This is a genomic window from Streptomyces sp. NBC_01314, from assembly GCF_041435215.1.
In the GTDB taxonomy this organism is placed as follows: domain Bacteria; phylum Actinomycetota; class Actinomycetes; order Streptomycetales; family Streptomycetaceae; genus Streptomyces.
Genome location: NZ_CP108394.1, coordinates 6,840,819 through 6,863,669 on the forward strand (window position 1 = coordinate 6,840,819; position 22,851 = coordinate 6,863,669).

13 protein-coding genes and 2 rRNA genes are annotated in these 22,851 nt (G+C 68.6%); 13 read left to right on the forward strand and 2 right to left on the reverse strand.

What is annotated here, in order from left to right; all coding sequences use genetic code 11:
- The first annotated feature begins 125 nt into the window (after window positions 1-125).
- Window positions 126-3,761, forward strand: a complete 3,636-nt coding sequence (locus tag OG622_RS30335; RefSeq protein ID WP_371579795.1) for a glycosyltransferase — start codon at window positions 126-128, stop codon at window positions 3,759-3,761.
- A complete protein-coding gene (locus OG622_RS30340) occupies window positions 3,758-5,266 on the forward strand; it encodes a DUF5719 family protein (RefSeq protein WP_371579796.1) in 1,509 nt (502 codons plus the stop codon). Before OG622_RS30335 ends, OG622_RS30340 begins: the two co-directional genes overlap by 4 nt.
- Window positions 5,267-5,338: 72 nt before the next feature.
- Here the strand turns inward: OG622_RS30340 and OG622_RS30345 are convergent, their stop codons facing one another.
- On the reverse strand, window positions 5,339-5,794 hold the full coding sequence (locus OG622_RS30345; protein ID WP_371584271.1) for a metallopeptidase family protein: 456 nt from the start codon (window positions 5,792-5,794) through the stop codon (window positions 5,339-5,341).
- Window positions 5,795-6,155: 361 nt separating this feature from the next.
- Here OG622_RS30345 and OG622_RS30350 point away from each other — a divergent pair, with 361 nt between their 5' ends.
- The 8 genes from OG622_RS30350 to OG622_RS30385 all read left to right on the forward strand — a co-directional run bounded on the left by OG622_RS30350 (window position 6,156) and on the right by OG622_RS30385 (window position 14,916).
- Window positions 6,156-6,578: a DUF3499 domain-containing protein gene (locus OG622_RS30350; protein WP_371579797.1), complete on the forward strand. Its 423-nt coding sequence runs from the start codon at window positions 6,156-6,158 to the stop codon at window positions 6,576-6,578.
- A gap of 314 nt (window positions 6,579-6,892) precedes the next feature.
- A complete protein-coding gene (locus OG622_RS30355; protein ID WP_371579798.1) occupies window positions 6,893-8,257 on the forward strand; it encodes a phosphomannomutase/phosphoglucomutase in 1,365 nt (454 codons plus the stop codon).
- A 278-nt stretch (window positions 8,258-8,535) separates the two neighbouring features.
- On the forward strand, window positions 8,536-8,706 hold the full coding sequence (locus tag OG622_RS30360; protein ID WP_371579799.1) for a Trm112 family protein: 171 nt from the start codon (window positions 8,536-8,538) through the stop codon (window positions 8,704-8,706).
- 99 nt (window positions 8,707-8,805) lie between these two features.
- Window positions 8,806-9,933 carry an SIS domain-containing protein gene (locus tag OG622_RS30365; protein ID WP_371579800.1) on the forward strand — a complete coding sequence of 376 codons (1,128 nt, stop codon included), beginning with the start codon at window positions 8,806-8,808 and terminating at the stop codon, window positions 9,931-9,933.
- A gap of 65 nt (window positions 9,934-9,998) precedes the next feature.
- Entirely contained in the window at window positions 9,999-11,150 is a 1,152-nt protein-coding gene (gene manA, locus OG622_RS30370) for a mannose-6-phosphate isomerase, class I (protein ID WP_371579801.1), read from the forward strand.
- Window positions 11,151-11,336: 186 nt separating this feature from the next.
- On the forward strand, window positions 11,337-12,314 hold the full coding sequence (locus tag OG622_RS30375) for a cation diffusion facilitator family transporter (protein ID WP_371579802.1): 978 nt from the start codon (window positions 11,337-11,339) through the stop codon (window positions 12,312-12,314).
- A 379-nt stretch (window positions 12,315-12,693) separates the two neighbouring features.
- On the forward strand, window positions 12,694-14,151 hold the full coding sequence (ahcY, locus tag OG622_RS30380; protein ID WP_371579803.1) for an adenosylhomocysteinase: 1,458 nt from the start codon (window positions 12,694-12,696) through the stop codon (window positions 14,149-14,151).
- 150 nt (window positions 14,152-14,301) lie between these two features.
- On the forward strand, window positions 14,302-14,916 hold the full coding sequence (locus OG622_RS30385; RefSeq protein ID WP_371579804.1) for a hypothetical protein: 615 nt from the start codon (window positions 14,302-14,304) through the stop codon (window positions 14,914-14,916).
- Window positions 14,917-15,066: 150 nt separating this feature from the next.
- Here OG622_RS30385 and OG622_RS30390 read toward each other — a convergent pair whose 3' ends face one another.
- Window positions 15,067-16,128: an RDD family protein gene (locus OG622_RS30390; RefSeq protein ID WP_371579805.1), complete on the reverse strand. Its 1,062-nt coding sequence runs from the start codon at window positions 16,126-16,128 to the stop codon at window positions 15,067-15,069.
- A 139-nt stretch (window positions 16,129-16,267) separates the two neighbouring features.
- Between OG622_RS30390 and OG622_RS30395 the strand changes: the two genes are divergently transcribed.
- The 3 genes from OG622_RS30395 to OG622_RS30405 all read left to right on the forward strand — a co-directional run bounded on the left by OG622_RS30395 (window position 16,268) and on the right by OG622_RS30405 (window position 22,829).
- On the forward strand, window positions 16,268-17,275 hold the full coding sequence (locus tag OG622_RS30395) for a stage II sporulation protein M (RefSeq protein ID WP_371579806.1): 1,008 nt from the start codon (window positions 16,268-16,270) through the stop codon (window positions 17,273-17,275).
- A 592-nt stretch (window positions 17,276-17,867) separates the two neighbouring features.
- Window positions 17,868-19,393, forward strand: a 16S ribosomal RNA gene (locus OG622_RS30400).
- A gap of 313 nt (window positions 19,394-19,706) precedes the next feature.
- Window positions 19,707-22,829 (forward strand): 23S ribosomal RNA (locus OG622_RS30405).
- Together the 16S and 23S rRNA genes form the textbook arrangement of a ribosomal RNA operon.
- The last annotated feature ends 22 nt before the right edge of the window (window positions 22,830-22,851 follow it).

Sequence of the window (22,851 nt, forward strand, 5' to 3'; positions counted from 1 at the left end):
TCCACAGGCGGCGGGCCGCTGTGCTGCTCAGCCGTTAGTGTGGGCCCTCGTCCGAGACGTCCCGCTGTCCCCGCCGGACACGACAGACGTCCACCGCAGTCCATCGAACCGGGGCCCGTACCTCGATGTCCGTGCACAGCCACACCTCAGCTCACCAAGACGCTGCCACTCCCGAGTTCCCACGTCATGTGGTGACCGCGGTCCTCGTCGCGCACGACGGCGCCCGCTGGCTGCCCGACGCGCTCGCCGGGCTGCTCGGCCAGGAGCGCCCCGTGCAGAGTGCCATGGCGGCCGACACCGGCAGCGCGGACGACTCCGCCCAGCTCCTTTCCGGCGCCCTCGGCGCGGACCGCGTCCTGCACCTCGCCCGACGGACCGGTTTCGGCCAGGCCGTCGAGGAGGCCAACCGCAGCGCGGGCGTCCTCACCCAGGACGACCTGGCGTACCTGAGGCGCCCCAGCGGCTGGGACCCGGTCACCCGCAGCTGGCGCGACGACGCGTACGACATGCCGGAGCTCCCCCACGGGGAACCGGTCCAGTGGCTGTGGCTGCTGCACGACGACTGCGCCCCCGAGCCCGACGCCCTCGCCCAGATGCTGCGGGTCGTGGAGAACGAACGCGAGCTGGGCCGGGACGACGTCGCCGTAGTCGGCCCCAAGCTGCGCGGCTGGTACGACCGCCGTCAGCTCCTGGAGGTCGGCGTCACCATCGCCAACTCCGGCCGCCGCTGGACCGGCCTGGACCGCCGCGAGCAGGACCAGGGCCAGCACGACCACGTCAAGCCCAGCCTCGCCGTGTCCACCGCCGGCATGCTCATCCGCCGCGACGTCTTCGAGGCACTGGGCGGCTTCGACCGTCGCCTGCCCCTCATGCGTGACGACGTCGACCTGTGCTGGCGCGCCACCACCGCCGGGCACCGCGTCCTCGTCGCCCCTGAAGCCGTCGTACGGCACGCCGAGGCGTCCTCGCGAGAGCGCCGCACCGTCGACTGCGCGGGCCGCGGCTCCGCCTCCCCGCACATGGTCGACAAGGCGGGCGCGATCTACACCCTCCTCGTCAACTCCCGTACGGCACAGCTGCCCTGGGTGCTGCTGCGCATCGTCCTGGGCACCCTGGTCAGGACCGTCGCGTACCTCGTCGGCAAGGTCCCCGGACAGGCCGTCGACGAGATCCGCGGCCTGCTGAGCGTGCTGCTGCGGCCCGAGCGGATCATCGCCGGGCGGCGCAGGCGAGGCCGTTCGCAGCTGGACAAGGGCGAGCTGCGCCCGCTGTTCCCGCCGCCCGGCGCGACCGTCCGGGCCACCGTCGAACAGGTCGCGGGCGATCTGTTCGGCACCTCCGACGCCGAGGTCCCCCAGGCCGGACGGCACGGCGGCGCAATCGAGTCGGGGCCCGGCGACGACGACGCCGACTTCCTGCAGGTCGAGCAGTTCGCCCGGCTCAAGCGCATCGCGCGTGCGCCCGGGCCCGTGCTCTTCGCGCTCCTGCTGCTCGCCTCGCTCGTCGCCTGCCGTGAGCTGCTCGGCGGCGGCGCGCTCGCGGGCGGCACCCTGCTGCCCGCCCCCGCCGATTCCGCCGAGCTGTGGTCGCGCTACCTGGACGGCTGGCACCCGGTCGGCGCGGGCGGCGCCGAGGCCGCACCGCCGTACCTGGCGATCGTGGCCATGCTCGCCTCCCTGCTGTTCGGCTCCGCCGGACTCGCGGTCACCGTGCTCCTCGTGGCGTCCGTGCCCCTGGCCGGCTTCACCGCGTACTTCGCCTCGCGCTCCCTGGTCCAGTCCCGACTGCTGCGCGCCTGGGCGGCCGTCGTGTACGCCTTCCTGCCCGCCGTCACCGGCGCGCTCGCGACCGGCCGCATCGGCACCGCGGTCCTCGCGATCCTGCTGCCCCTCATCGCACGCGCGGGCGCCGCCGCCGGCGGTCTCACCACCAGCACGGGGGCGCGCGGCAGTTGGCGTGCCACCTGGGCGTACGCGCTGCTGCTGACGATCACCACCGCGTTCACCCCCATCGTGTGGCCCATCGCACTGCTCCTCGGCCTCGGCCTCCTCGCCGTGCGCCGCCGTGAGATCACCGCCTACGGCCCGCGCTTCCTCGCCCAGCTGGCCACCCCGCTGCTGATCCTGGCCCCCTGGTCACTGACGCTGCTGCCGTTCGGCTTCTTCGAGGAGGCCGGTCTGGAGTACGGCGGCAGCACGGCCACGGCGACCGATCTGCTCGGCATCAGCCCCGGCGGGCCCGGCACGGTCGGCGGGCTGACCCTCATCGGCGTCGTCCTCGCCGCGCTGGCCGCCCTGCTCCGCGCGGAACGGCAGTTGGCGATCCGGACCGCCTGGACGGCCGCCCTGCTGGCGCTTGTCTTCGCGGTCCTCTCCAACGGCTCCACCTGGGCCGGGCCCGCGACCCTCGTCTACGGCATCGCCCTCCTCGCCGCCGCCACCCTGGGCGCCGACGGGGCACGCTTCCGCGTGGCAGAGCAGAGTTTCGGCTGGCGGCAGCCGGTGGCCGTGCTCATCGCGCTCGCCACCGCCGTCGGCCCGCTGCTGGCCGCCGCCGGATGGGTGCTCGGCGGCGCCGACGGCCCCCTGGAGCGCCGCGACCCCGTGCAAGTGCCCCCGTTCGTCGCCGAGGAGAGCGGCACCCGGGACCAGGCACGCACCCTGGTCCTCGACAGCGACTCCACCGCCAGGGTCGGCTACACCCTGGTCCGGGGCTCCGGCGTCCGCCTCGGCGACGCCGAACTCACCGCCGCCGCCGGAAAGAACGAGCAGCTCGACAGAGTCGTCGCCAACCTTGTCGCGGGCTCCGGCGCCGACCAGACCGACGAACTCGGCGGCTTCGCCGTGCGCTACGTCCTCGTCCGACCTGGCGCGCCCCGCGAGGTCAGCCGCGTCCTGGACGCCACGCCCGGCCTGAGCCGCCTCAGCCAGCAGGACGGCAGCGCCCTGTGGCGGGTGGACCGCCAGGTCGCCCGCGTCACCGTCGAGGCCGCCTCAGGCGACCCGAAGGCCGTCGCCGCGGGCCCCGTCGACGTGCACACCACCATCCCGGCCGGCGGCTCGGGCCGCGTCCTGCGCCTGGCCGACTCCGCCGACGAGTCCTGGACCGCCACCCTCGACGGCAAGCCGCTCACCCCGACCACGGTCGACGGCTGGGCCCAGGGCTTCCAGCTGCCCGTGGACGGCGGCAGGCTGGACGTCACCTTCGACGCCCCCGTCAGCCACACCGGCTGGCTGTGGGCCCAGGGCTCACTCGCCGTCGTCCTCGTGGTCCTCGCCCTGCCCGGCCGCCGCCGGGACGTCGACGACGACCTCCCCGAGGAGCCCGTCGCCGTACCCGCCCAGGACGTCACCGGCGACGGCCGCCGCGCCCGCCGGCTGCGCGCCCAGGCGGAGGCCGAGGCCGAACAGCCCGGCGACCCCGACCTGCCTTCTCCTCCGGAGGAGACCCCGTTCCCCACCGCCGTCCCGCAGCAGCAGGCGTACGGAGAGTGGGAGACCGCGAACCACGTGGGCGCGGGCGCCGAATACGGCCAGTACGACCAGCAGTACCAGGGCGCCCAGCAGTACCCGGCGGGCACGTACGACCAGCAGCAGTACCAGGCCGACCCCCACCAGGGCGGCCAGTACGACCCGTACGCCTCCTACGGGGGCAACACGGCCCCCTACGACCAGACGTACAACCAGGGCTACGACGCGACGTACGACCCGTCGCACGGCACCGGCGCCGACAATGAGCGCCCCGACGGGAGCCAGCAGTGAACCGCACGACCCTGTCCTTGATCGCCGGCACGACCGCTCTCGCCGCCGTCACCGGCTTCGCCGTGCTCAGCGCCCCCGACGCCTCCGGCGGCACCACCGCGAAGGCGCCCGCGCAGCTGCCCGTGCAGCGCACGAGTCTGCTCTGCCCCCAGCCGAGCACCTCGGACCTCGCGGAGACCGCGTACACCTCCTTCACCCCCGTCACCGAGGCCACCGGCGGCAAGGGCAGCGCCGAACTCGTCGCGGCGGGCGGGGAGTCCACGGACTCCGACCAGGGTGACAAGGGCACAAAGGGTGACAAGGCCAAGGCCGTCAAGCCGGTCGTCGAGGTCAAGGAGCCCGGCAAGCCCGTCACCGGCAGCACGGACGGCGGTGATGCGCCCGCCCTGATCGGCACGGCCGAGGGGAAGTTCGCGCCCGGCTGGACGGTCCAGGAGACCACCGAGGTCGCCGCCGGCACCGGCCGCGGCCTGCTCGGCGTCAACTGCGGCGCCCCGGACACGGAGTTCTGGTTCCCGGGCGCCAGTACGGCCGCGGGCCGCACCGACTACGTCCACCTCGTCAACCCGGACGACTCGGCGGCCGTCGTCGACATCGAGCTCTACGGCAAGGACGGCGCCCTGAAGTCGACGGTGGGCGACGGCATCACGGTCAAGCCCCGCGCCGCCGAGCCGGTCCTGCTGTCGACGCTCGCCACGGCGAAGGAGGCCGACCTCACGGTCCACGTCAGCGTCCGCAGCGGCCGGGTCGCCGCCTCGGTCCAGGCCCTCGACGACAAGCTGGGCGGCGACTGGCTCGCCGCCGCGGCCGACCCGGCCGGCAGCCTGGTCCTCCCCGGCATCCCCAAGGACGCCACCTCCGTGACCCTCGTCGCCTTCACCCCCGGCGAGACCGACGCCGACCTGAAGCTCCGCCTCGCCTCACCCAACGGCCCGATCACCCCGGCCGGCAACGAGACGCTGCACGTCAAGGCAGGCATGACCGCCTCCGCCGACCTGGGCGACATCACCCGCGGCGAAGAGGGCTCCCTGTTCCTGACCCCCACCGATCGGTCGGTCCCGGTGGTGGCCGCCCTCCGTGTCGTCCGCGGCAAGGGCGACAACCAGGAGACGGCCTTCATCCCGGCGACCCGTCCGGTCGGCGCACGCGCCACGGTCGCCGACAACCGCGCCAAGGGCACGACCCTCGCGCTCACCGCCCCCACCGGCGCGGCCAAAGTGAAGGTCACCGCGTCCGCCGGCAGTAGCACCGGCGAGGCCACGACGAAGACCTTCACGATCAAGGCCGGCACCACCCGGAACATCGACATGCCCGCCCCCAACGGCCTCAAGGGCACCTACGCCCTCACCGTGGAACCCATTTCCGGGGGCCCCGTCTACGCCTCCCGCATCCTGGAATCCAAGCTCGACACCGTCCCCGCCTTCACGATCCAAACCCTCCCGGACGACCGCGGCACGGTGGCCGTTCCGGAGGCGGAACAGGACCTCTCGATCCTGCAGAAGTAGGTCCTTGCGGGAGGGTTCGGGATGCGTCGGCGGGGGCGATACCCTCACCCTCCCCGGGCGCACCCCCCGGTGTCACTCCTCCCCGTACCGGGGATCCACAGTCTCCGGGTTGAGCCCCAGCAACTCGGCCACCTGCTCCACCACGACCTCATGCACCAGCGCGGCCCGCTCATCGCGCCCCTTGGTACGAATCTCCACCGGCCGCCGATAGACCACGACCCGAGCCGGCAGCCCCTCCCGCGCCGCGACGGTCCCGCCGAGCGGCACAGCCTCGTCGTTCCAGGCCCCGTCGACGGGCCCGTCGAGCCGAGGCACCTCCAGCACGAGGAAGTCGATGTCCGCCAGCTGCGGCAACCGCCGCTCCAGCCGCTCCACGGAGTCCTGCACAAGATCCGCGAACACCTCCGCACGGCTTGCCGCGAGCGGCACCTGAGGCGGCGCGATGGGCCCGCGCATTCCCCTGCCGTGCCGGTCTCGGCGGCGGGGCCCGGGTGCGGATGCGGCGCGGGGCGGTACGAGGTTGTCCATCACCTGTGAAGCGTAGTCCCCACGGGACCCGCCCGCCCGGCTCCACACCCCCCGGCGGCACGCACCGACCCGCCGCCGCTGACCTGGCACGGTCGACCCTGCACCGCCGCCCGGCTCGCCGGGCGGCGGTGCCCGGCGAGCCGTACGCCCTGCCCCAGGATGACCGTTCCAGCCAAGGTTGGGCTCGATTCTGTACCTCGTTGAGACCAGTGAACTCACATTAATTAGCATGGTTTATACCGATAATTGACCGAATTCGAGTCCGCTCGGCATCCCGGACGCGGGGCTACTCGCAGGTCGACACGGCGGGTTCGGAGGGGCGTGTGGGGCGTTTCACACCACGACACGGTGGAGTGACCTGGTGGAGAGTCGTCGCGGCCCGCTCAAGAGTGCGGTACCGTCCAACATCGTGAGCCCTGTACGTCGCTGTTCGCGCACCGCTTGCGGCCGCCCCGCCGTCGCGACGCTGACGTACGTCTACGCCGACTCGACCGCGGTCCTCGGCCCCCTCGCCACCTACGCCGAACCCCACTGTTACGACCTGTGCGCCGAGCACTCCGAGCGCCTCACCGCGCCGCGCGGCTGGGAGGTCGTACGGCTGTTGGACGCCTCGGCCCCCGCGCGCCCCAGTGGTGACGACCTGGAAGCGCTCGCCAACGCCGTGCGTGAGGCGGCCCGTCCGCGGCAGCGCGCCGCGGAGGCCGGTGGCGGCGCGCGTACGGCGGACCCGATGGAGGTCGCTCGCCGCGGCCACCTCCGGGTGCTCCGCTCACCCGACAACTGAGCCCCGCGCCGAACCGCCCCTGAACACCGTCGCGTCCGTGGTCAACCACCGGACGCCGCTGTCCGCTTTCGTGGTGCCCCTGGTCCTGGTCCTGCTCGTCGACGGGCGGCGCGCGCGGCGGGCCTCGACGCCTGGCCGGCCGGTGCGACACAGGCATTCGACCGGCCCTCCCCGCACATCGCGAACGAGGACGGCAACCCCGTAGGGGGAAGCGACTCCCGTGGGGTCGGAGGCGTTCGCGGAGGTCACACGGTCGACTGTCGGCTCGGGCGGGTAGTTTGGGTGACCGGTGAGGACTTCAGGAGGATGTGTCCGTGGCTGCTGATCTGTCGACGATCGTGAAGGCGTACGACGTACGCGGGGTGGTCCCGGACCAGTGGGACGAGACCCTGGCCGAGCTCTTCGGGGCGGCATTCGTGCGGGTGACCGGCGCGGACGCCATCGTGACCGGCCACGACATGCGGCCCTCCTCGCCCGGCCTGTCGCGTGCCTTCGCGCGCGGGGCGGCAGCGCTCGGGGTGAACGTGACCGAGATCGGCCTCTGTTCGACGGACCAGCTGTACTACGCGTCGGGCACGCTGAACCTGCCCGGCGCGATGTTCACGGCCTCCCACAACCCCGCCCGGTACAACGGCATCAAGCTGTGCCGCGCGGGCGCCGCCCCCGTCGGCCAGGACACCGGCCTCACCGAGATCCGCGAACTGGTCGAGGGCTGGACCGAGTCGGGCGCCCCGGCGCCGGCCGCGACGCCTGGCACGATCACCTCCCGGGACACGTTGGAGGACTACGCGGCGCACCTCCTCGGCCTCGTCGACCTGACCTCCACCCGCCCCCTGAAGGTCGTCGTCGACGCGGGCAACGGCATGGGTGGCCACACCGTCCCGACGGTCTTCGCCGGCCTGCCGCTGGACCTGGTCCCCATGTACTTCGAACTGGACGGCACGTTCCCGAACCACGAGGCCAACCCTCTCGACCCGGCGAACCTCGTCGACCTCCAGAAGCGGGTCCGCGAGGAGGGCGCCGATCTCGGCATCGCCTTCGACGGCGACGCCGACCGTTGCTTCGTCGTCGACGAGCAGGGCAACCCCGTCCCGCCCTCCGCGATCACGGCCCTGGTCGCCTGCCGCGAACTCGCCAAGCACGGCGGCAAGGGCACGATCATCCACAACCTGATCACCTCCTGGTCCGTCCCGGAGGTGGTGAAGGAGAACGGCGGCACGCCGGTGCGCACCCGCGTCGGCCACTCCTTCATCAAGGCCGAGATGGCCAGAACCGGCGCGATCTTCGGCGGCGAGCACTCCGCCCACTACTACTTCGCCGACTTCTGGAACGCCGACACGGGCATGCTGGCCGCCCTGCACGTCCTCGCCGCCCTCGGCGGCCAGGACGGCCCCCTCTCCGGCCTCGTCGCCCAGTACGACCGCTACACGGGCTCCGGCGAGATCAACTCCACGGTCGCCGACCAGACGGACCGCCTGGCCGCGGTCCGCTCCGCGTACGAGAACCGGGAGGACGTCACCCTGGACGACCTCGACGGCCTCACCGTCTCCTCGGCGGACTGGTGGTTCAACGTCCGCCCCTCCAACACGGAACCGCTGCTGAGGCTGAACGCGGAGGCGAGGGACGACACGACGATGGCGAAGATCCGCGACGAGGTTCTGAGGATCATCAGGGCCTGAGGCCCGAGGGGCCGCTGCGGCTGCTCCTCGCCGTCCGCCCCCAGCTGAGGGGCCTGTCGTGCCGCCAGGGTCCGTACGGGGGTACAGCGGGGCAGAGGGGCGCGCGGCGGGCCGCGCCAAGCGCCGGTGAGCGAAAACCCACCCCCGCCCACCCCCGCCCGGCCCCGACCGCCGGGTGCCCGCCCACCGAACGCCCGCCCCAACCCCGGCGGCAACCTCTCCACGGCGGTACTCTGACCAGGCCGCACCGCACGAACCCGCCCCCGAAGGGACCCGACATGGCGCTCGAAGCCGGCCTCCTGGAGATCCTCGCCTGCCCGGCGTGCCACGCCCCCCTCACGGAGGAGGACACCGAGCTGGCCTGCACGAACCAGGAATGCGGCCTCGCCTACCCGATCCGGGACGGCATCCCCGTACTCCTCGTCGACGAGGCCCGCCGCCCCGCGTGACCCACGCGATCAAGCTCTCAGGCAAGGCGTAACCCCGCACGAGCCGGGAACCCCGGCGTACAGGCGAAAAGGGCACCCGGCGATCGGAGGCTGCCGCCCATGCTCGACGAATCGCTGCTAGACACCCCCGAAGCCCTGTCGGAGGCGGACCGTCGCGACCTGCTTCGCGGCGCCGCCGAGGCGGGCGCCAGGGTCCGTACGGCCATCCGTCTCGGCATCGAGGCCGGCATCCCGGCGCTGAAACCGGACGGCCGCCCCCGCTCCCTGCTGTTCGCGGGCCCCGGCATGGCGTCCGCGGGCGTCGCCGACCTGCTCGGCGCCCTCGCCGGGTCCAGCTGTCCCATCATCCGTCTCCACCCCACCGGCGTGGCCCCCGCAGCGGGCGCCCTCCGCTGGGAGCTCCCCGGCTGGGCGGGCCCGGTCGACCTTCTCCTGGTCGCCACCGCGGACGGCAGTGAACCCGGCCTGTCGATCCTCGTCGAACAGGCATACCGCCGCGGCAGCACGGTCGTCGCCGTCGCCCCGGCCCACACCCCCGTCGCCGAGGCGGTGGAAGCCGCCCACGGCCTCTTCGTGCCGATGGCGACCGCCCCGTACGAGCAGGAGGTGCCCCTGGGCGCCGCCGCCCCCGGAGTCCTGTGGGCGCTGCTCACCCCGATGCTCGCGCTACTCGACCGCACCGGCCTGGTCGACGCGTCGCCGGACGCCCTGCAGAAGGTCGCCGACCGCCTCGACCACGTCGCCGAGCGCTGCGGCCCGGCGATCGCCACCTACAGCAACCCCGCCAAGACGCTCGCCGCCGAGCTGGCCGACGTGCTCCCGCTGATCTGGACCGAGGGCCGGGCGGCGGGCCCGGTGGGCCGCCGTTTCGCCTCCGCTCTCGCCGAACTGGCGGGCCGCCCCGGCCTCGCCGCCCAGCTCCCGGAGGCTCTCGCCTCGCACACGGTGCTGCTGTCCGGCCCGCTCGCCGCGAACGCCGACCCCGACGACTTCTTCCGCGACCGCGTCGAGGACGCACCCGTCCTGCACGCGCGCGTGGTGCTCGTCCGCGACCGCCCGACCGGGGGTCTGAGCGCCGTCCCGGTCGCCCGCGAACTGGCTCTCAGCCACGACACCGCGATCAGCGAGCTGGAACCCGAGGAAGGCAGCGACCTGGAAACCCTCGCGGAGATGATCGCCATCACGGATTTCGCCGCCGTTTACCTGTCGCTCGCTTCCGGAGCCTGACCTTTACCGGAGCCCGACCCTGACCGGGGCCTCGGCCGGCTCCCCACCAACGGAGAACGCACACCATGGACCGCCTCGCCAACACCGTCCGCCCCTACGCCTGGGGTTCGACCACCGCCATCCCGCAGCTCCTCGGCGTGGCCCCCACCGGCGAGCCGCAGGCGGAGATGTGGATGGGCGCCCACCCGGGCGCACCCTCGCGCACCGGACGCGGCCCCCTCACCGAGGTCATCGACGAGGCCCCGGAACGCGAGTTGGGATTCCAAACGGTCGCAAAGTTCGGCCCCCGCCTCCCGTTCCTCCTGAAGCTCCTCGCCGCCGGCGCCCCCCTCTCCCTCCAGGTCCACCCCAACCTCGAACAGGCCAGGGAGGGTTACGAGGACGAGGAGCGGCGCGGCATCCCGATCGACGCGGGCCACCGCAACTACAAGGACGCCAACCACAAGCCGGAACTCATCTGCGCCCTCACGGAGTTCGAGGGTCTCTGCGGCTTCCGCGCCCCGCTCCAGGCCGCCGACCTGCTCGCCGCCCTCGACGTCGACTCCCTCAAGCCGTACGTCGACCTCCTGCACGCCCACCCCGAAGAGGCCGCGCTGCGCGAGGTGTTGACCGCCGTCCTGAGCGCCGACCCCGAGAACATGTCCCACACGGTCAACGAGGCCGCGGCCGCCTGCGCCCGCCTCGGCGGCGCCCACGCCCCGTACGCCGACATCGCCCACCACTACCCGGGCGACCCCGGCGTCATCGCCGCCATGCTGCTCAACCACGTACGCCTGCAGCCCGGCGAGGCCCTGTTCCTCGGCGCCGGCATCCCGCACGCCTACCTGAACGGCCTCGGCGTCGAGATCATGGCCAACTCCGACAACGTCCTGCGCTGCGGCCTGACCCCGAAGCACGTCGACGTCCCCGAACTGCTGCGCGTCGTCCGCTTCGAGCCGACCGACCCCGGCGTCCTGCGCCCCGAGGCGTCCCCCGAAGGCGAAGAGGTCTACGAAACCCCCATCGACGAGTTCCGCCTCTCCCGCTACGTCCTGCCCGAGGCCACCGCCCCGCACGACCTCACCCGCGCCACCCCGCAGATCCTCCTCTGCACAGCCGGTTCGGTCCGCGCGGGCGAACACACGCTCACCCCCGGCGAATCCGTCTTCGTACGGGCGGACGAGAAGGCCCGGGTGTCCGGACCGGGCACGTTGTTCCGCGCCACCGTGGTCACCTGAAGGGCGTGAACCCGCCGCAAGCGGCGTGAACCCTCACTGATCCACGGCCTGGCGCACCGGCGCCGGGCCGGGCTGCAACAATGCCCCCTGCAAAAGGCGGGCAAAGCCCGGCCGGTGACGGATGGAAGCGTGGGTACCCAAGCCCACGCACAGACATATGCGTAGGCGAAGGGACACCCCGGACACATGAGCGCGTCAGGCGGCACCAAGGCGATCGTGGCGGCACTCGCCGCCAACCTCGCGATCGCGGTAGCGAAGTTCGTGGCGTTCGTCTTCAGTGGCTCGTCATCGATGCTCGCGGAGTCCGTGCACTCACTCGCCGACTCCGGCAACCAGGGCCTGCTCCTCCTCGGCGGCAAGAAGGCCAAGCGCGAGGCGACCCCGGAACACCCCTTCGGCTACGGCCGCGAGCGCTACATCTACGCCTTCCTCGTCTCCATCGTCCTCTTCTCCGTCGGCGGCATGTTCGCCATCTACGAGGGCTACGAGAAGATCAAGGACCCGCACGAGATCGACCACTGGTACTGGCCGGTCGGCGTCCTCCTCTTCGCGATCATCGCCGAATCGTTCTCCTTCCGGACCGCCATCAAGGAATCCAACGGCCTGCGCGGCGACAAGTCCTGGACCGAGTTCGTCCGTCACGCCAAGGCCCCCGAGCTGCCGGTCGTCCTCCTGGAGGACCTCGGCGCCCTCGTCGGCCTGGTCCTCGCCCTCGGCGGTGTCGGCCTCGCCCTGCTCACCGGCGACGGCGTCTGGGACGGCATCGGCACCCTCTGCATCGGCGTCCTGCTCATCCTGATCGCGATCATCCTCGCCGCCGAGACCAAGTCGCTGCTCCTGGGCGAGGCGGCCGGTCTGGAGGACGTCAGGAAGATCGAGGCCGCGATCGTCGACGGCGACACGGTCCCCGGCATCATCCACATGCGCACCCTCCACCTCGGTCCCGAGGAGTTGTTGGTCGCCGCCAAGATCGCCGTCCGGCACGACGAAACGGCCACCGAGGTCGCCAACGCGATCAACGCCGCCGAGGCCCGCATCCGCGAGGCCGTCCCGATCGCCCGCGTCATCTACCTGGAACCCGACATCTACAGCGAGGCGGAGGCCGCCAAGGGCGCCGATCCCGAGGCCGCCCCCGGTGGCCCGGCCCCCACCGCCGAACACTGACCCACCGGCCACACCACCAGGCACCGCGCACCGGGGCCCGTCGCGACCGACGCGACGGGCCCTTCCCCGTGTTCGGCCCGCGACGGCTCCCGCCCACACGATTCTCCGCCCCGGGCGCCCCCAGCACTCGCTTCGGCCTGATCTGTACGCAGGCGGACTGGGGCAGGCCGGGCCGACCGGTGTAGCTTTGGACGGAGCCAGACGTCGCTGCTGATGGCGGTCGGGCGGTCCCAAGGACCGGCCGAGGGAGAGAGGGCCTCCGACGGACTGCGCTGCGCGCACGCGGGCATGCCTGTGTCCTCTTCGGGGCACCCCTGTGTCCGCCGCCGCGCAGACCAGCCCTACCCACCCTCGACCCGACACCGAGGAGCAGTTCGTCATGACGACTGTCGACAACCGGCAGGACTTCAAGGTCGCCGACCTCTCCCTGGCCGCGTTCGGCCGCAAGGAGATCACTCTCGCCGAGCACGAGATGCCCGGCCTGATGGCGATCCGCAGGGAGTACGCCGAGGCTCAGCCTCTCGCCGGCGCCCGCGTCACCGGCTCCCTGCACATGACCGTGCAGACCGCCGTTCTCATCGAGACCCTGGTCGCCCTGGGCGCCCGGGTCCGCTGGGCCTCCTGCAACATCTTCTCCACCCAGGACCACGCCGCCGCCGCCATCGCCGTCGGCCCGACCGGTACGGCCGACGACCCGCAGGGCGTCCCGGTCTTCGCCTGGAAGGGCGAGAGCCTGGAGGAGTACTGGTGGTGCACCGAGCAGGCCCTGACCTGGTCGGACAGCCCCACCGGCGGCCCCAACATGATCCTCGACGACGGCGGTGACGCCACCATGCTCGTCCACAAGGGCGTCGAGTACGAGAAGGACGGCAAGGTGCCGTCCGTCGACACCGCCGAGTCCGACGAGCACCGCGTCGTCCTCGAACTCCTGAACCGCACCATCACCGACGGCTCCCAGAAGTGGACGCAGCTGGCCTCGGAGATCCGCGGTGTCACCGAGGAGACCACCACCGGCGTCCACCGCCTGTACGAGATGCAGCGCGACGGCGACCTCCTCTTCCCGGCGATCAACGTGAACGACGCCGTGACGAAGTCGAAGTTCGACAACAAGTACGGCTGCCGCCACTCCCTGATCGACGGCATCAACCGCGCCACCGACGTCCTCATCGGCGGCAAGACCGCGGTCGTGTTCGGCTACGGCGATGTGGGCAAGGGCTGTGCGGAGTCGCTGCGCGGGCAGGGCGCCCGTGTCATCGTCACCGAGATCGACCCGATCTGCGCTCTGCAGGCGGCGATGGACGGCTACCAGGTCACCACGCTCGACGAGGTCGTCGAGAAGGCCGACATCTTCATCACCACGACCGGCAACAAGGACATCATCATGGCCGCCGACATGGCCAGGATGAAGCACCAGGCCATCGTGGGGAACATCGGCCACTTCGACAACGAGATCGACATGGCCGGCCTCGCCAAGACGCCCGGCATCGTCAAGGACGAGGTCAAGCCCCAGGTCCACACCTGGACCTTCGCCGACGGCAAGGTCCTCATCGTCCTGTCCGAGGGCCGTCTGCTGAACCTGGGCAACGCCACCGGCCACCCGTCGTTCGTGATGTCCAACTCCTTCGCGGACCAGACGCTGGCCCAGATCGAGCTGTTCACCAAGCCCGACGAGTACCCCATCGGCGTGTACACGCTGCCCAAGCACCTCGACGAGAAGGTCGCCCGCCTTCACCTCGACGCGCTCGGTGTGAAGCTCACGACGCTCCGCCCCGAGCAGGCCTCGTACATCGGCGTGGAGGTCGAGGGCCCGTACAAGTCGGACCACTACCGCTACTGATCCGCCCGGCGACGGGTGCGTCCGCGCACTGACGCACCCGTCTCGGCGGCAGCTCCCAGACAGGCCCCCGCACCCCCGTGCCGGGGGCCTGCCCGTTCGGCCCGCACCCCGCCCGCCGGCCGGACCGGCCCGTCAAGATCCAGGACCCTCATGCCCCGCGGCCGGTATTCGCTTCATGACCAGCACGACCACACCCTCCTCGCCGAAGAACACTTCCACTGCGCGCCCGGCCCGTCCGGCTGGCGCTACGTCTCCCAGCTGACCGCCCCGTCCGGCGACCACGCAGGCTCCGTCGACCTCGCACTCGACGAACTCGGCCGCCCCATCCGCCTCGAACTCCACGCCGCGAGCTGGCAGGTCCGCGCCGCCGCCCTCGACGGCGTCACCTGGGTCCGCACCGACCCCACCGGCACGGAGGCCACCGAGGGCAATGTCCGTGCCCACGCCTTCACCGGCACCTCCCCGGCGTTCCTGATCGCCATCGCCCGCCTCCTGCGCCTCACCCCTTCCGCGCCCGCCACTCGCGTACGCCTCGTCGCCTTCACCGACCCGGTCCTCGCCCCGCGCACCACGGACCAGTCCTGGGCCTTGATCGAAAGAGAAACACACGCCACTGACAACGGCCCCCTGACCGTGGACGAATACCAGGTCACAGCCCTCGACACGGGCGAGCGGCACACCGTTCACCTCGCGGGCGACGTCGTCCTCGCGGCACCCGGAATCGAGCTGGAGCACCTGGAAACACCGCCGTCGACGTTCGACTGAGGCCGACACCCGGCTGACCCCGAAGCCGGGCCGGCAGCGGCCCGGCGCACGCGGGGCCGGGAGGTCTCCCCCAACCGCGCCTATCTGCTCCCGCACGCCGTCGTCACCGACGCCCCCCGCCGCGACCGGGTCCCGGGTCGTCGTGGTGCCTCAGGCCGGCGGCGCGAACCCGGTGCCCGGCCGCTCGGGAGACGGCTCGTACGGCGAGACGGGCGCCACCGGTGCCACGGGAGGGGCCGCGCCGAGTACACCAGCCCCGTGATCAGCACCCGCAGGCTGTACATAACCGGGAGCTTCCACAGGCGGGGCAGGGCTCACATACCCCCCGGGCGGCGCGTACGCCGGAGCGACCGGAGGCTGAGCCACCGGCCCACCCCACCCAGGCCCACCGGCCGGCGAAGCGCCCGGCGTCACACCCCCCGCGACCACACCCGCCGCATACGGCGCCCCACCCACGCCGGCCGCGCCCCCGAACGCCTGTCGAGCATCCCGCGCCTGCCGCTCGTGCACCACGGCCGCCAGATACGCGCCCGGCGGCACCCCGTACGGCGCCGGAGCACCCGTCCTCGCCGCCAGGTCCGAGGCGAGACGTTCCGCCATCGCCGCACCGACGTGCGGGTCCAGCTGCCGCATCCGCGTCAGGTACTGGCGGATGGCCAGCCACAGCCCATCAGGAACGGCGGACAGGTCGAGCCGGGAGAACTGCCCCACGAGCCAGGGTGGCGGCGGAGGCACGAACGCCGTCCGCCCGGCCGGGACCCGCTCCCGGACGACCAGCGTCCCCGCGAACACGTCACCCAGCCGCCGCCCCCGCTCCGACACGAGCGAGGCGATGCACGCGACGACCCCGAACGTCATCACGATCTCGACCACCCCGACCGCGCCGCGCACCAGCGCGTGCCGGAACCGGATCGGTCCTCCGTCGTCCCGCACCACCCGCAGCCCGCACGCCAGTTTCCCCAGCGATCGCCCATGGCTCAGGGTCTCCACCGCGATCGGCCCGCCCACCAGTACGAGCAGGAAGCTCGCGATGGATATCGCCATCTGCGCGGCCTCGTCGAGGCCGGCCGTCGACAGCACCAGGATCAGGACCACAACGAGGTACACGACCACGGCCACGATCAGGTCGAGCAGCACGGCCAGCGCCCGGCTCGGCAGCTTCGCGGGACGCAGCTCCAGCGCCACCGCCTCGCCCGTCACTAGCTCACTCACACCCGTAGTCCTTCCGCTTTCATCCCCTGACCTGCCCCGAGAGTGGCCAGTCTGCCAAGCTGAGGTCACATCGCGCCGCAGTACGACCAGTACGACAAGCCGACACGCAGTATGAGAGGGACGAGGAGCAGCACACCCGATGGACCTCGATGTCTTCGTGTCCGCCCATCGTGCCGAGTGGGACCGCCTCGACTCCCTGCTCCGCCGCCAGCGCCGCCTCGATGGAGCCGAGGTCGACGAACTCGTCTCCCTCTACCAGCGAACAGCCACCCACCTCTCACTGATCCAGTCGAGCGCTCCCGACCCGCAGCTCACCGGGCGCCTCAGCCAACTGGTGGCACGCGCGCGCAGCGCCGTGACAGGAAACCGACGGGCCTCCTGGCGCGACGTCACCCGCTTCCTGACCCACGGCTTCCCCGCCGCGGTCTACCGCTCCCGTCACTGGTGGGTCCCCACCGCACTGCTCTCCACCCTCGTCGCCGTGCTCCTGGGATGGTGGATCGGCACCCACCCGGAGGTCCAGGCCTCCATCGCGGCCCCCGACGCACTGCGCGAGATGACACGCCCCGGCGGCCAGTACGAGACGTACTACTCCAGCCATCCCGCTGCCTCCTTCGCCGCCCAGGTCTGGACGAACAACGCCCAGGCCGCCGCGATGTGCCTGGTCCTGGGCATTTTCCTGGGCCTGCCGGTCCTGTGGATCCTGCTCCTGAACATGCTCAACCTGGGGGTGGGCATCGGCCTGATGACGTCGGCCGGCCGCCTCGACGTCTTCCTGGGCCTGATCCTCCCGCACGGACTGCTGGAGCTGACCGCCGTCTTCGTGGCCGCCGGCACCGGCCTGCGCCTCGGCTGGACCCTGATCGACCCAGGCCCCCGCACGCGCCGCTCGGCCCTCGCCGAGGAGGGGCGAGCCGCCCTGGGCATGGCGATAGGCCTGGCGCTGGTCCTCTTCGTCTCCGGCGCCATCGAAGGCTTCGTCACTCCGTCCGGCCTGCCCACCTGGGCCCGCATCAGCATCGGCGTCCTCGCCGAGCTCGTCTTCCTCACCTACGTCTATGTCCTGGGCGGACGCGCTGTCCGGGCCGGTGAGACGGGCGACGTCGAGGAGCATGAACGCAGCGCCGCGGTCCCTACGGCCGCCTGATGTGCGTCCACCCCCGCTGGGCTGTTAGTCTCCTCTTCGTTCCCGCAAGAGCCGTTGACATGGTGCGTGTGGGGAGGTAGATTAGAACAGTTGCCTAGAGGTGGATGTACCCCAGGGCGGCAGTGAAAATCTATCGGCTTCTCGTGAATGCAATTTCCCGAGTAAGCCCACCCGATGAATCAGAACGAGGGCCGGTTAGTCCGGCCAAAAACTTCTGATAAAGTCGGACTCGCCGAAAGAAAGCCGCGAGGCCAACAATTAGGCAAGGCCCTTCAACGGCCACCGGAAATGAATTCCGACCGGAAACGGAACGGGAAACGGATCTGGTAAGGTTGGAAACGCAAGACCGAAGGGAAACTGCCCGGAGGAAAGCCCGAGAGTAGCTTGGGTGAGTACAAAGGAAGCGTCCGTTCCTTGAGAACTCAACAGCGTGCCAAAAATCAACGCCAGATATGTTGATACCCCGTCCGCCGGAATCTTCCGGTGGTCGAGGTTCCTTTGAAGTAAAACACAGCGAGGACGTTGTGAACGGTCGGGCTTATTCCGCCTGACTGTTCCGCTCTCGTGGTGTCGACCCGATTACGGGTAAACATTCACGGAGAGTTTGATCCTGGCTCAGGACGAACGCTGGCGGCGTGCTTAACACATGCAAGTCGAACGATGAACCACTTCGGTGGGGATTAGTGGCGAACGGGTGAGTAACACGTGGGCAATCTGCCCTTCACTCTGGGACAAGCCCTGGAAACGGGGTCTAATACCGGATACAACACTCTCGGGCATCCGATGAGTGTGGAAAGCTCCGGCGGTGAAGGATGAGCCCGCGGCCTATCAGCTTGTTGGTGAGGTAACGGCTCACCAAGGCGACGACGGGTAGCCGGCCTGAGAGGGCGACCGGCCACACTGGGACTGAGACACGGCCCAGACTCCTACGGGAGGCAGCAGTGGGGAATATTGCACAATGGGCGAAAGCCTGATGCAGCGACGCCGCGTGAGGGATGACGGCCTTCGGGTTGTAAACCTCTTTCAGCAGGGAAGAAGCGAAAGTGACGGTACCTGCAGAAGAAGCGCCGGCTAACTACGTGCCAGCAGCCGCGGTAATACGTAGGGCGCGAGCGTTGTCCGGAATTATTGGGCGTAAAGAGCTCGTAGGCGGTCTGTCGCGTCGGATGTGAAAGCCCGGGGCTTAACCCCGGGTCTGCATTCGATACGGGCAGACTAGAGTGTGGTAGGGGAGATCGGAATTCCTGGTGTAGCGGTGAAATGCGCAGATATCAGGAGGAACACCGGTGGCGAAGGCGGATCTCTGGGCCATTACTGACGCTGAGGAGCGAAAGCGTGGGGAGCGAACAGGATTAGATACCCTGGTAGTCCACGCCGTAAACGGTGGGAACTAGGTGTTGGCGACATTCCACGTCGTCGGTGCCGCAGCTAACGCATTAAGTTCCCCGCCTGGGGAGTACGGCCGCAAGGCTAAAACTCAAAGGAATTGACGGGGGCCCGCACAAGCAGCGGAGCATGTGGCTTAATTCGACGCAACGCGAAGAACCTTACCAAGGCTTGACATCGCCCGGAAAGCATCAGAGATGGTGCCCCCCTTGTGGTCGGGTGACAGGTGGTGCATGGCTGTCGTCAGCTCGTGTCGTGAGATGTTGGGTTAAGTCCCGCAACGAGCGCAACCCTTGTTCTGTGTTGCCAGCATGCCCTTCGGGGTGATGGGGACTCACAGGAGACTGCCGGGGTCAACTCGGAGGAAGGTGGGGACGACGTCAAGTCATCATGCCCCTTATGTCTTGGGCTGCACACGTGCTACAATGGCAGGTACAATGAGCTGCGAAGCCGTGAGGCGGAGCGAATCTCAAAAAGCCTGTCTCAGTTCGGATTGGGGTCTGCAACTCGACCCCATGAAGTCGGAGTTGCTAGTAATCGCAGATCAGCATTGCTGCGGTGAATACGTTCCCGGGCCTTGTACACACCGCCCGTCACGTCACGAAAGTCGGTAACACCCGAAGCCGGTGGCCCAACCCGTAAGGGAGGGAGCTGTCGAAGGTGGGACTGGCGATTGGGACGAAGTCGTAACAAGGTAGCCGTACCGGAAGGTGCGGCTGGATCACCTCCTTTCTAAGGAGCATCTAGGCTGCCGGGCTTGCCCGGTGGTCCAGGGCCATGACGCAGGCGAATGTTCTGCGGTGGTTGCTCAAGGGTGGAACGTTGATTATTCGGCTGGTTTCCGGGTCGGAGACTGTTAGTACTGCTCGCAAGGGCGTGGAAAACATGATCTTCGGACGGGATCCGGTCGGGCACGCTGTTGGGTGTCTGAGGGTATGGCCGTATGGCTGCCTTCAGTGCCGGCCCCAGTGAACTCCGGTGGTTACCGGGGGTGATGGGTGGTTGGTCGTTGTTTGAGAACTGCACAGTGGACGCGAGCATCTGTGGCCAAGTTTTTAAGGGCGCACGGTGGATGCCTTGGCACCAGGAACCGATGAAGGACGTGGGAGGCCACGATAGGCCCCGGGGAGTCGTCAACCAGGCTTTGATCCGGGGGTGTCCGAATGGGGAAACCCGGCAGTCGTCATGGGCTGTCACCCTTGCCTGAACACATAGGGCAAGTGGAGGGAACGCGGGGAAGTGAAACATCTCAGTACCCGCAGGAAGAGAAAACAACCGTGATTCCGGGAGTAGTGGCGAGCGAAACCGGATGAGGCCAAACCGTATGCGTGTGAGACCCGGCAGGGGTTGCGTATACGGGGTTGTGGGATCTCTCTTGATCAGTCTGCCGGCTGGTCGGCGAGTCAGAAACCGTTGATGTAGGCGAAGGACATGCGAAAGGTCCGGCGTAGAGGGTAAGACCCCCGTAGCTGAAACATTAACGGCTCGTTTGAGAGACACCCAAGTAGCACGGGGCCCGAGAAATCCCGTGTGAATCTGGCGGGACCACCCGCTAAGCCTAAATATTCCCTGGTGACCGATAGCGGATAGTACCGTGAGGGAATGGTGAAAAGTACCGCGGGAGCGGAGTGAAATAGTACCTGAAACCGTGTGCCTACAAGCCGTGGGAGCGTCGCGCATCGAGTTTACTCGGTGCGTCGTGACTGCGTGCCTTTTGAAGAATGAGCCTGCGAGTTTGCGGTGTGTTGCGAGGTTAACCCGAGTGGGGTAGCCGTAGCGAAAGCGAGTCCGAACAGGGCGCTTCAGTAGCACGCTCAAGACCCGAAGCGGAGTGATCTAGCCATGGGCAGGTTGAAGCGGAGGTAAGACTTCGTGGAGGACCGAACCCACCAGGGTTGAAAACCTGGGGGATGACCTGTGGTTAGGGGTGAAAGGCCAATCAAACTCCGTGATAGCTGGTTCTCCCCGAAATGCATTTAGGTGCAGCGTCGTGTGTTTCTTGCCGGAGGTAGAGCACTGGATAGGCGATGGGCCCTACCGGGTTACTGACCTTAGCCAAACTCCGAATGCCGGTAAGTGAGAGCGCGGCAGTGAGACTGTGGGGGATAAGCTCCATGGTCGAGAGGGAAACAGCCCAGAGCATCGACTAAGGCCCCTAAGCGTACGCTAAGTGGGAAAGGATGTGGAGTCGCAGAGACAACCAGGAGGTTGGCTTAGAAGCAGCCACCCTTGAAAGAGTGCGTAATAGCTCACTGGTCTAGTGATTCCGCGCCGACAATGTAGCGGGGCTCAAGCGTACCGCCGAAGTCGTGTCATTTCAGCATATAGGGCCAACGCCTGCTGGGATGGGTAGGGGAGCGTCGTGTGCCGGGTGAAGCAGCCGCGGAAGCGAGTTGTGGACGGTTCACGAGTGAGAATGCAGGCATGAGTAGCGATACACACGTGAGAAACGTGTGCGCCGATTGACCAAGGGTTCCTGGGTCAAGCTGATCTGCCCAGGGTAAGTCGGGACCTAAGGCGAGGCCGACAGGCGTAGTCGATGGATAACCGGTTGATATTCCGGTACCCGCTGTGAAGCGTCAAACATTGAACCAGGCGATGCTAAGTCCGTGAAGCCGTTCCGGACCCTTCGGGGAATGGAAAGTGGTGGAGCCGACGGACCAGACTTGCAGTAGGTGAGTGATGGGGTGACGCAGGAAGGTAGTCCATCCCGGGCGGTGGTTGTCCCGGGGTAAGGGTGTAGGACGTCAGGTAGGTAAATCCGCCTGGCAATAGTCTGAGACCTGATGCCGAGCCGATTGTGGTGAAGTGGATGATCCTATGCTGTCGAGAAAAGCCTCTAGCGAGTTTCATGGCGGCCCGTACCCTAAACCGACTCAGGTGGTCAGGTAGAGAATACCGAGGCGTTCGGGTGAACTATGGTTAAGGAACTCGGCAAAATGCCCCCGTAACTTCGGGAGAAGGGGGGCCATCACTGGTGATCCGATTTACTCGGTGAGCTGGGGGTGGCCGCAGAGACCAGCGAGAAGCGACTGTTTACTAAAAACACAGGTCCGTGCGAAGCCGTAAGGCGATGTATACGGACTGACGCCTGCCCGGTGCTGGAACGTTAAGGGGACCGGTTAGTCACTCTTCGGGGTGGCGAAGCTGAGAACTTAAGCGCCAGTAAACGGCGGTGGTAACTATAACCATCCTAAGGTAGCGAAATTCCTTGTCGGGTAAGTTCCGACCTGCACGAATGGCGTAACGACTTCTCGACTGTCTCAACCATAGGCCCGGTGAAATTGCACTACGAGTAAAGATGCTCGTTTCGCGCAGCAGGACGGAAAGACCCCGGGACCTTTACTACAGTTTGATATTGGTGTTCGGTTCGGCTTGTGTAGGATAGCTGGGAGACTTTGAAGCTCGGACGCCAGTTCGGGTGGAGTCGTCGTTGAAATACCAGTCTGGTCGTGCTGGATGTCTAACCTGGGTCCGTGATCCGGATCAGGGACAGTGTCTGATGGGTAGTTTAACTGGGGCGGTTGCCTCCTAAAGAGTAACGGAGGCGCCCAAAGGTTCCCTCAGCCTGGTTGGCAATCAGGTGTTGAGTGTAAGTGCACAAGGGAGCTTGACTGTGAGACCGACGGGTCGAGCAGGGACGAAAGTCGGGACTAGTGATCCGGCGGTGGCTTGTGGAAGCGCCGTCGCTCAACGGATAAAAGGTACCCCGGGGATAACAGGCTGATCTTCCCCAAGAGTCCATATCGACGGGATGGTTTGGCACCTCGATGTCGGCTCGTCGCATCCTGGGGCTGGAGTCGGTCCCAAGGGTTGGGCTGTTCGCCCATTAAAGCGGTACGCGAGCTGGGTTTAGAACGTCGTGAGACAGTTCGGTCCCTATCCGCTGCGCGCGCAGGAATATTGAGAAGGGCTGTCCCTAGTACGAGAGGACCGGGACGGACGAACCTCTGGTGTGCCAGTTGTCCTGCCAAGGGCATGGCTGGTTGGCTACGTTCGGGAGGGATAACCGCTGAAAGCATCTAAGCGGGAAGCCTGCTTCGAGATGAGTATTCCCACCCACTTGATGGGGTAAGGCTCCCAGTAGACGACTGGGTTGATAGGCCAGATATGGAAGCCTGGTAACGGGTGGAGTTGACTGGTACTAATAGGCCGAGGGCTTGTCCTCAGTTGCTCGCGTCCACTGTGTT

Coding starts and splice junctions, on each gene's coding strand:
- OG622_RS30375 (WP_371579802.1), top strand. CDS start 11,337: ATGAGCGCGTCAGGCGGCACCAAGGCGATCGTGGCGGCACTCGCCGCC.
- OG622_RS30345 (WP_371584271.1), bottom strand. CDS start 5,794: ATGGACAACCTCGTACCGCCCCGCGCCGCATCCGCACCCGGGCCCCGC.
- OG622_RS30335 (WP_371579795.1), top strand. CDS start 126: ATGTCCGTGCACAGCCACACCTCAGCTCACCAAGACGCTGCCACTCCC.
- OG622_RS30360 (WP_371579799.1), top strand. CDS start 8,536: ATGGCGCTCGAAGCCGGCCTCCTGGAGATCCTCGCCTGCCCGGCGTGC.
- ahcY (WP_371579803.1), top strand. CDS start 12,694: ATGACGACTGTCGACAACCGGCAGGACTTCAAGGTCGCCGACCTCTCC.
- OG622_RS30395 (WP_371579806.1), top strand. CDS start 16,268: ATGGACCTCGATGTCTTCGTGTCCGCCCATCGTGCCGAGTGGGACCGC.
- manA (WP_371579801.1), top strand. CDS start 9,999: ATGGACCGCCTCGCCAACACCGTCCGCCCCTACGCCTGGGGTTCGACC.
- OG622_RS30365 (WP_371579800.1), top strand. CDS start 8,806: ATGCTCGACGAATCGCTGCTAGACACCCCCGAAGCCCTGTCGGAGGCG.
- OG622_RS30385 (WP_371579804.1), top strand. CDS start 14,302: ATGCCCCGCGGCCGGTATTCGCTTCATGACCAGCACGACCACACCCTC.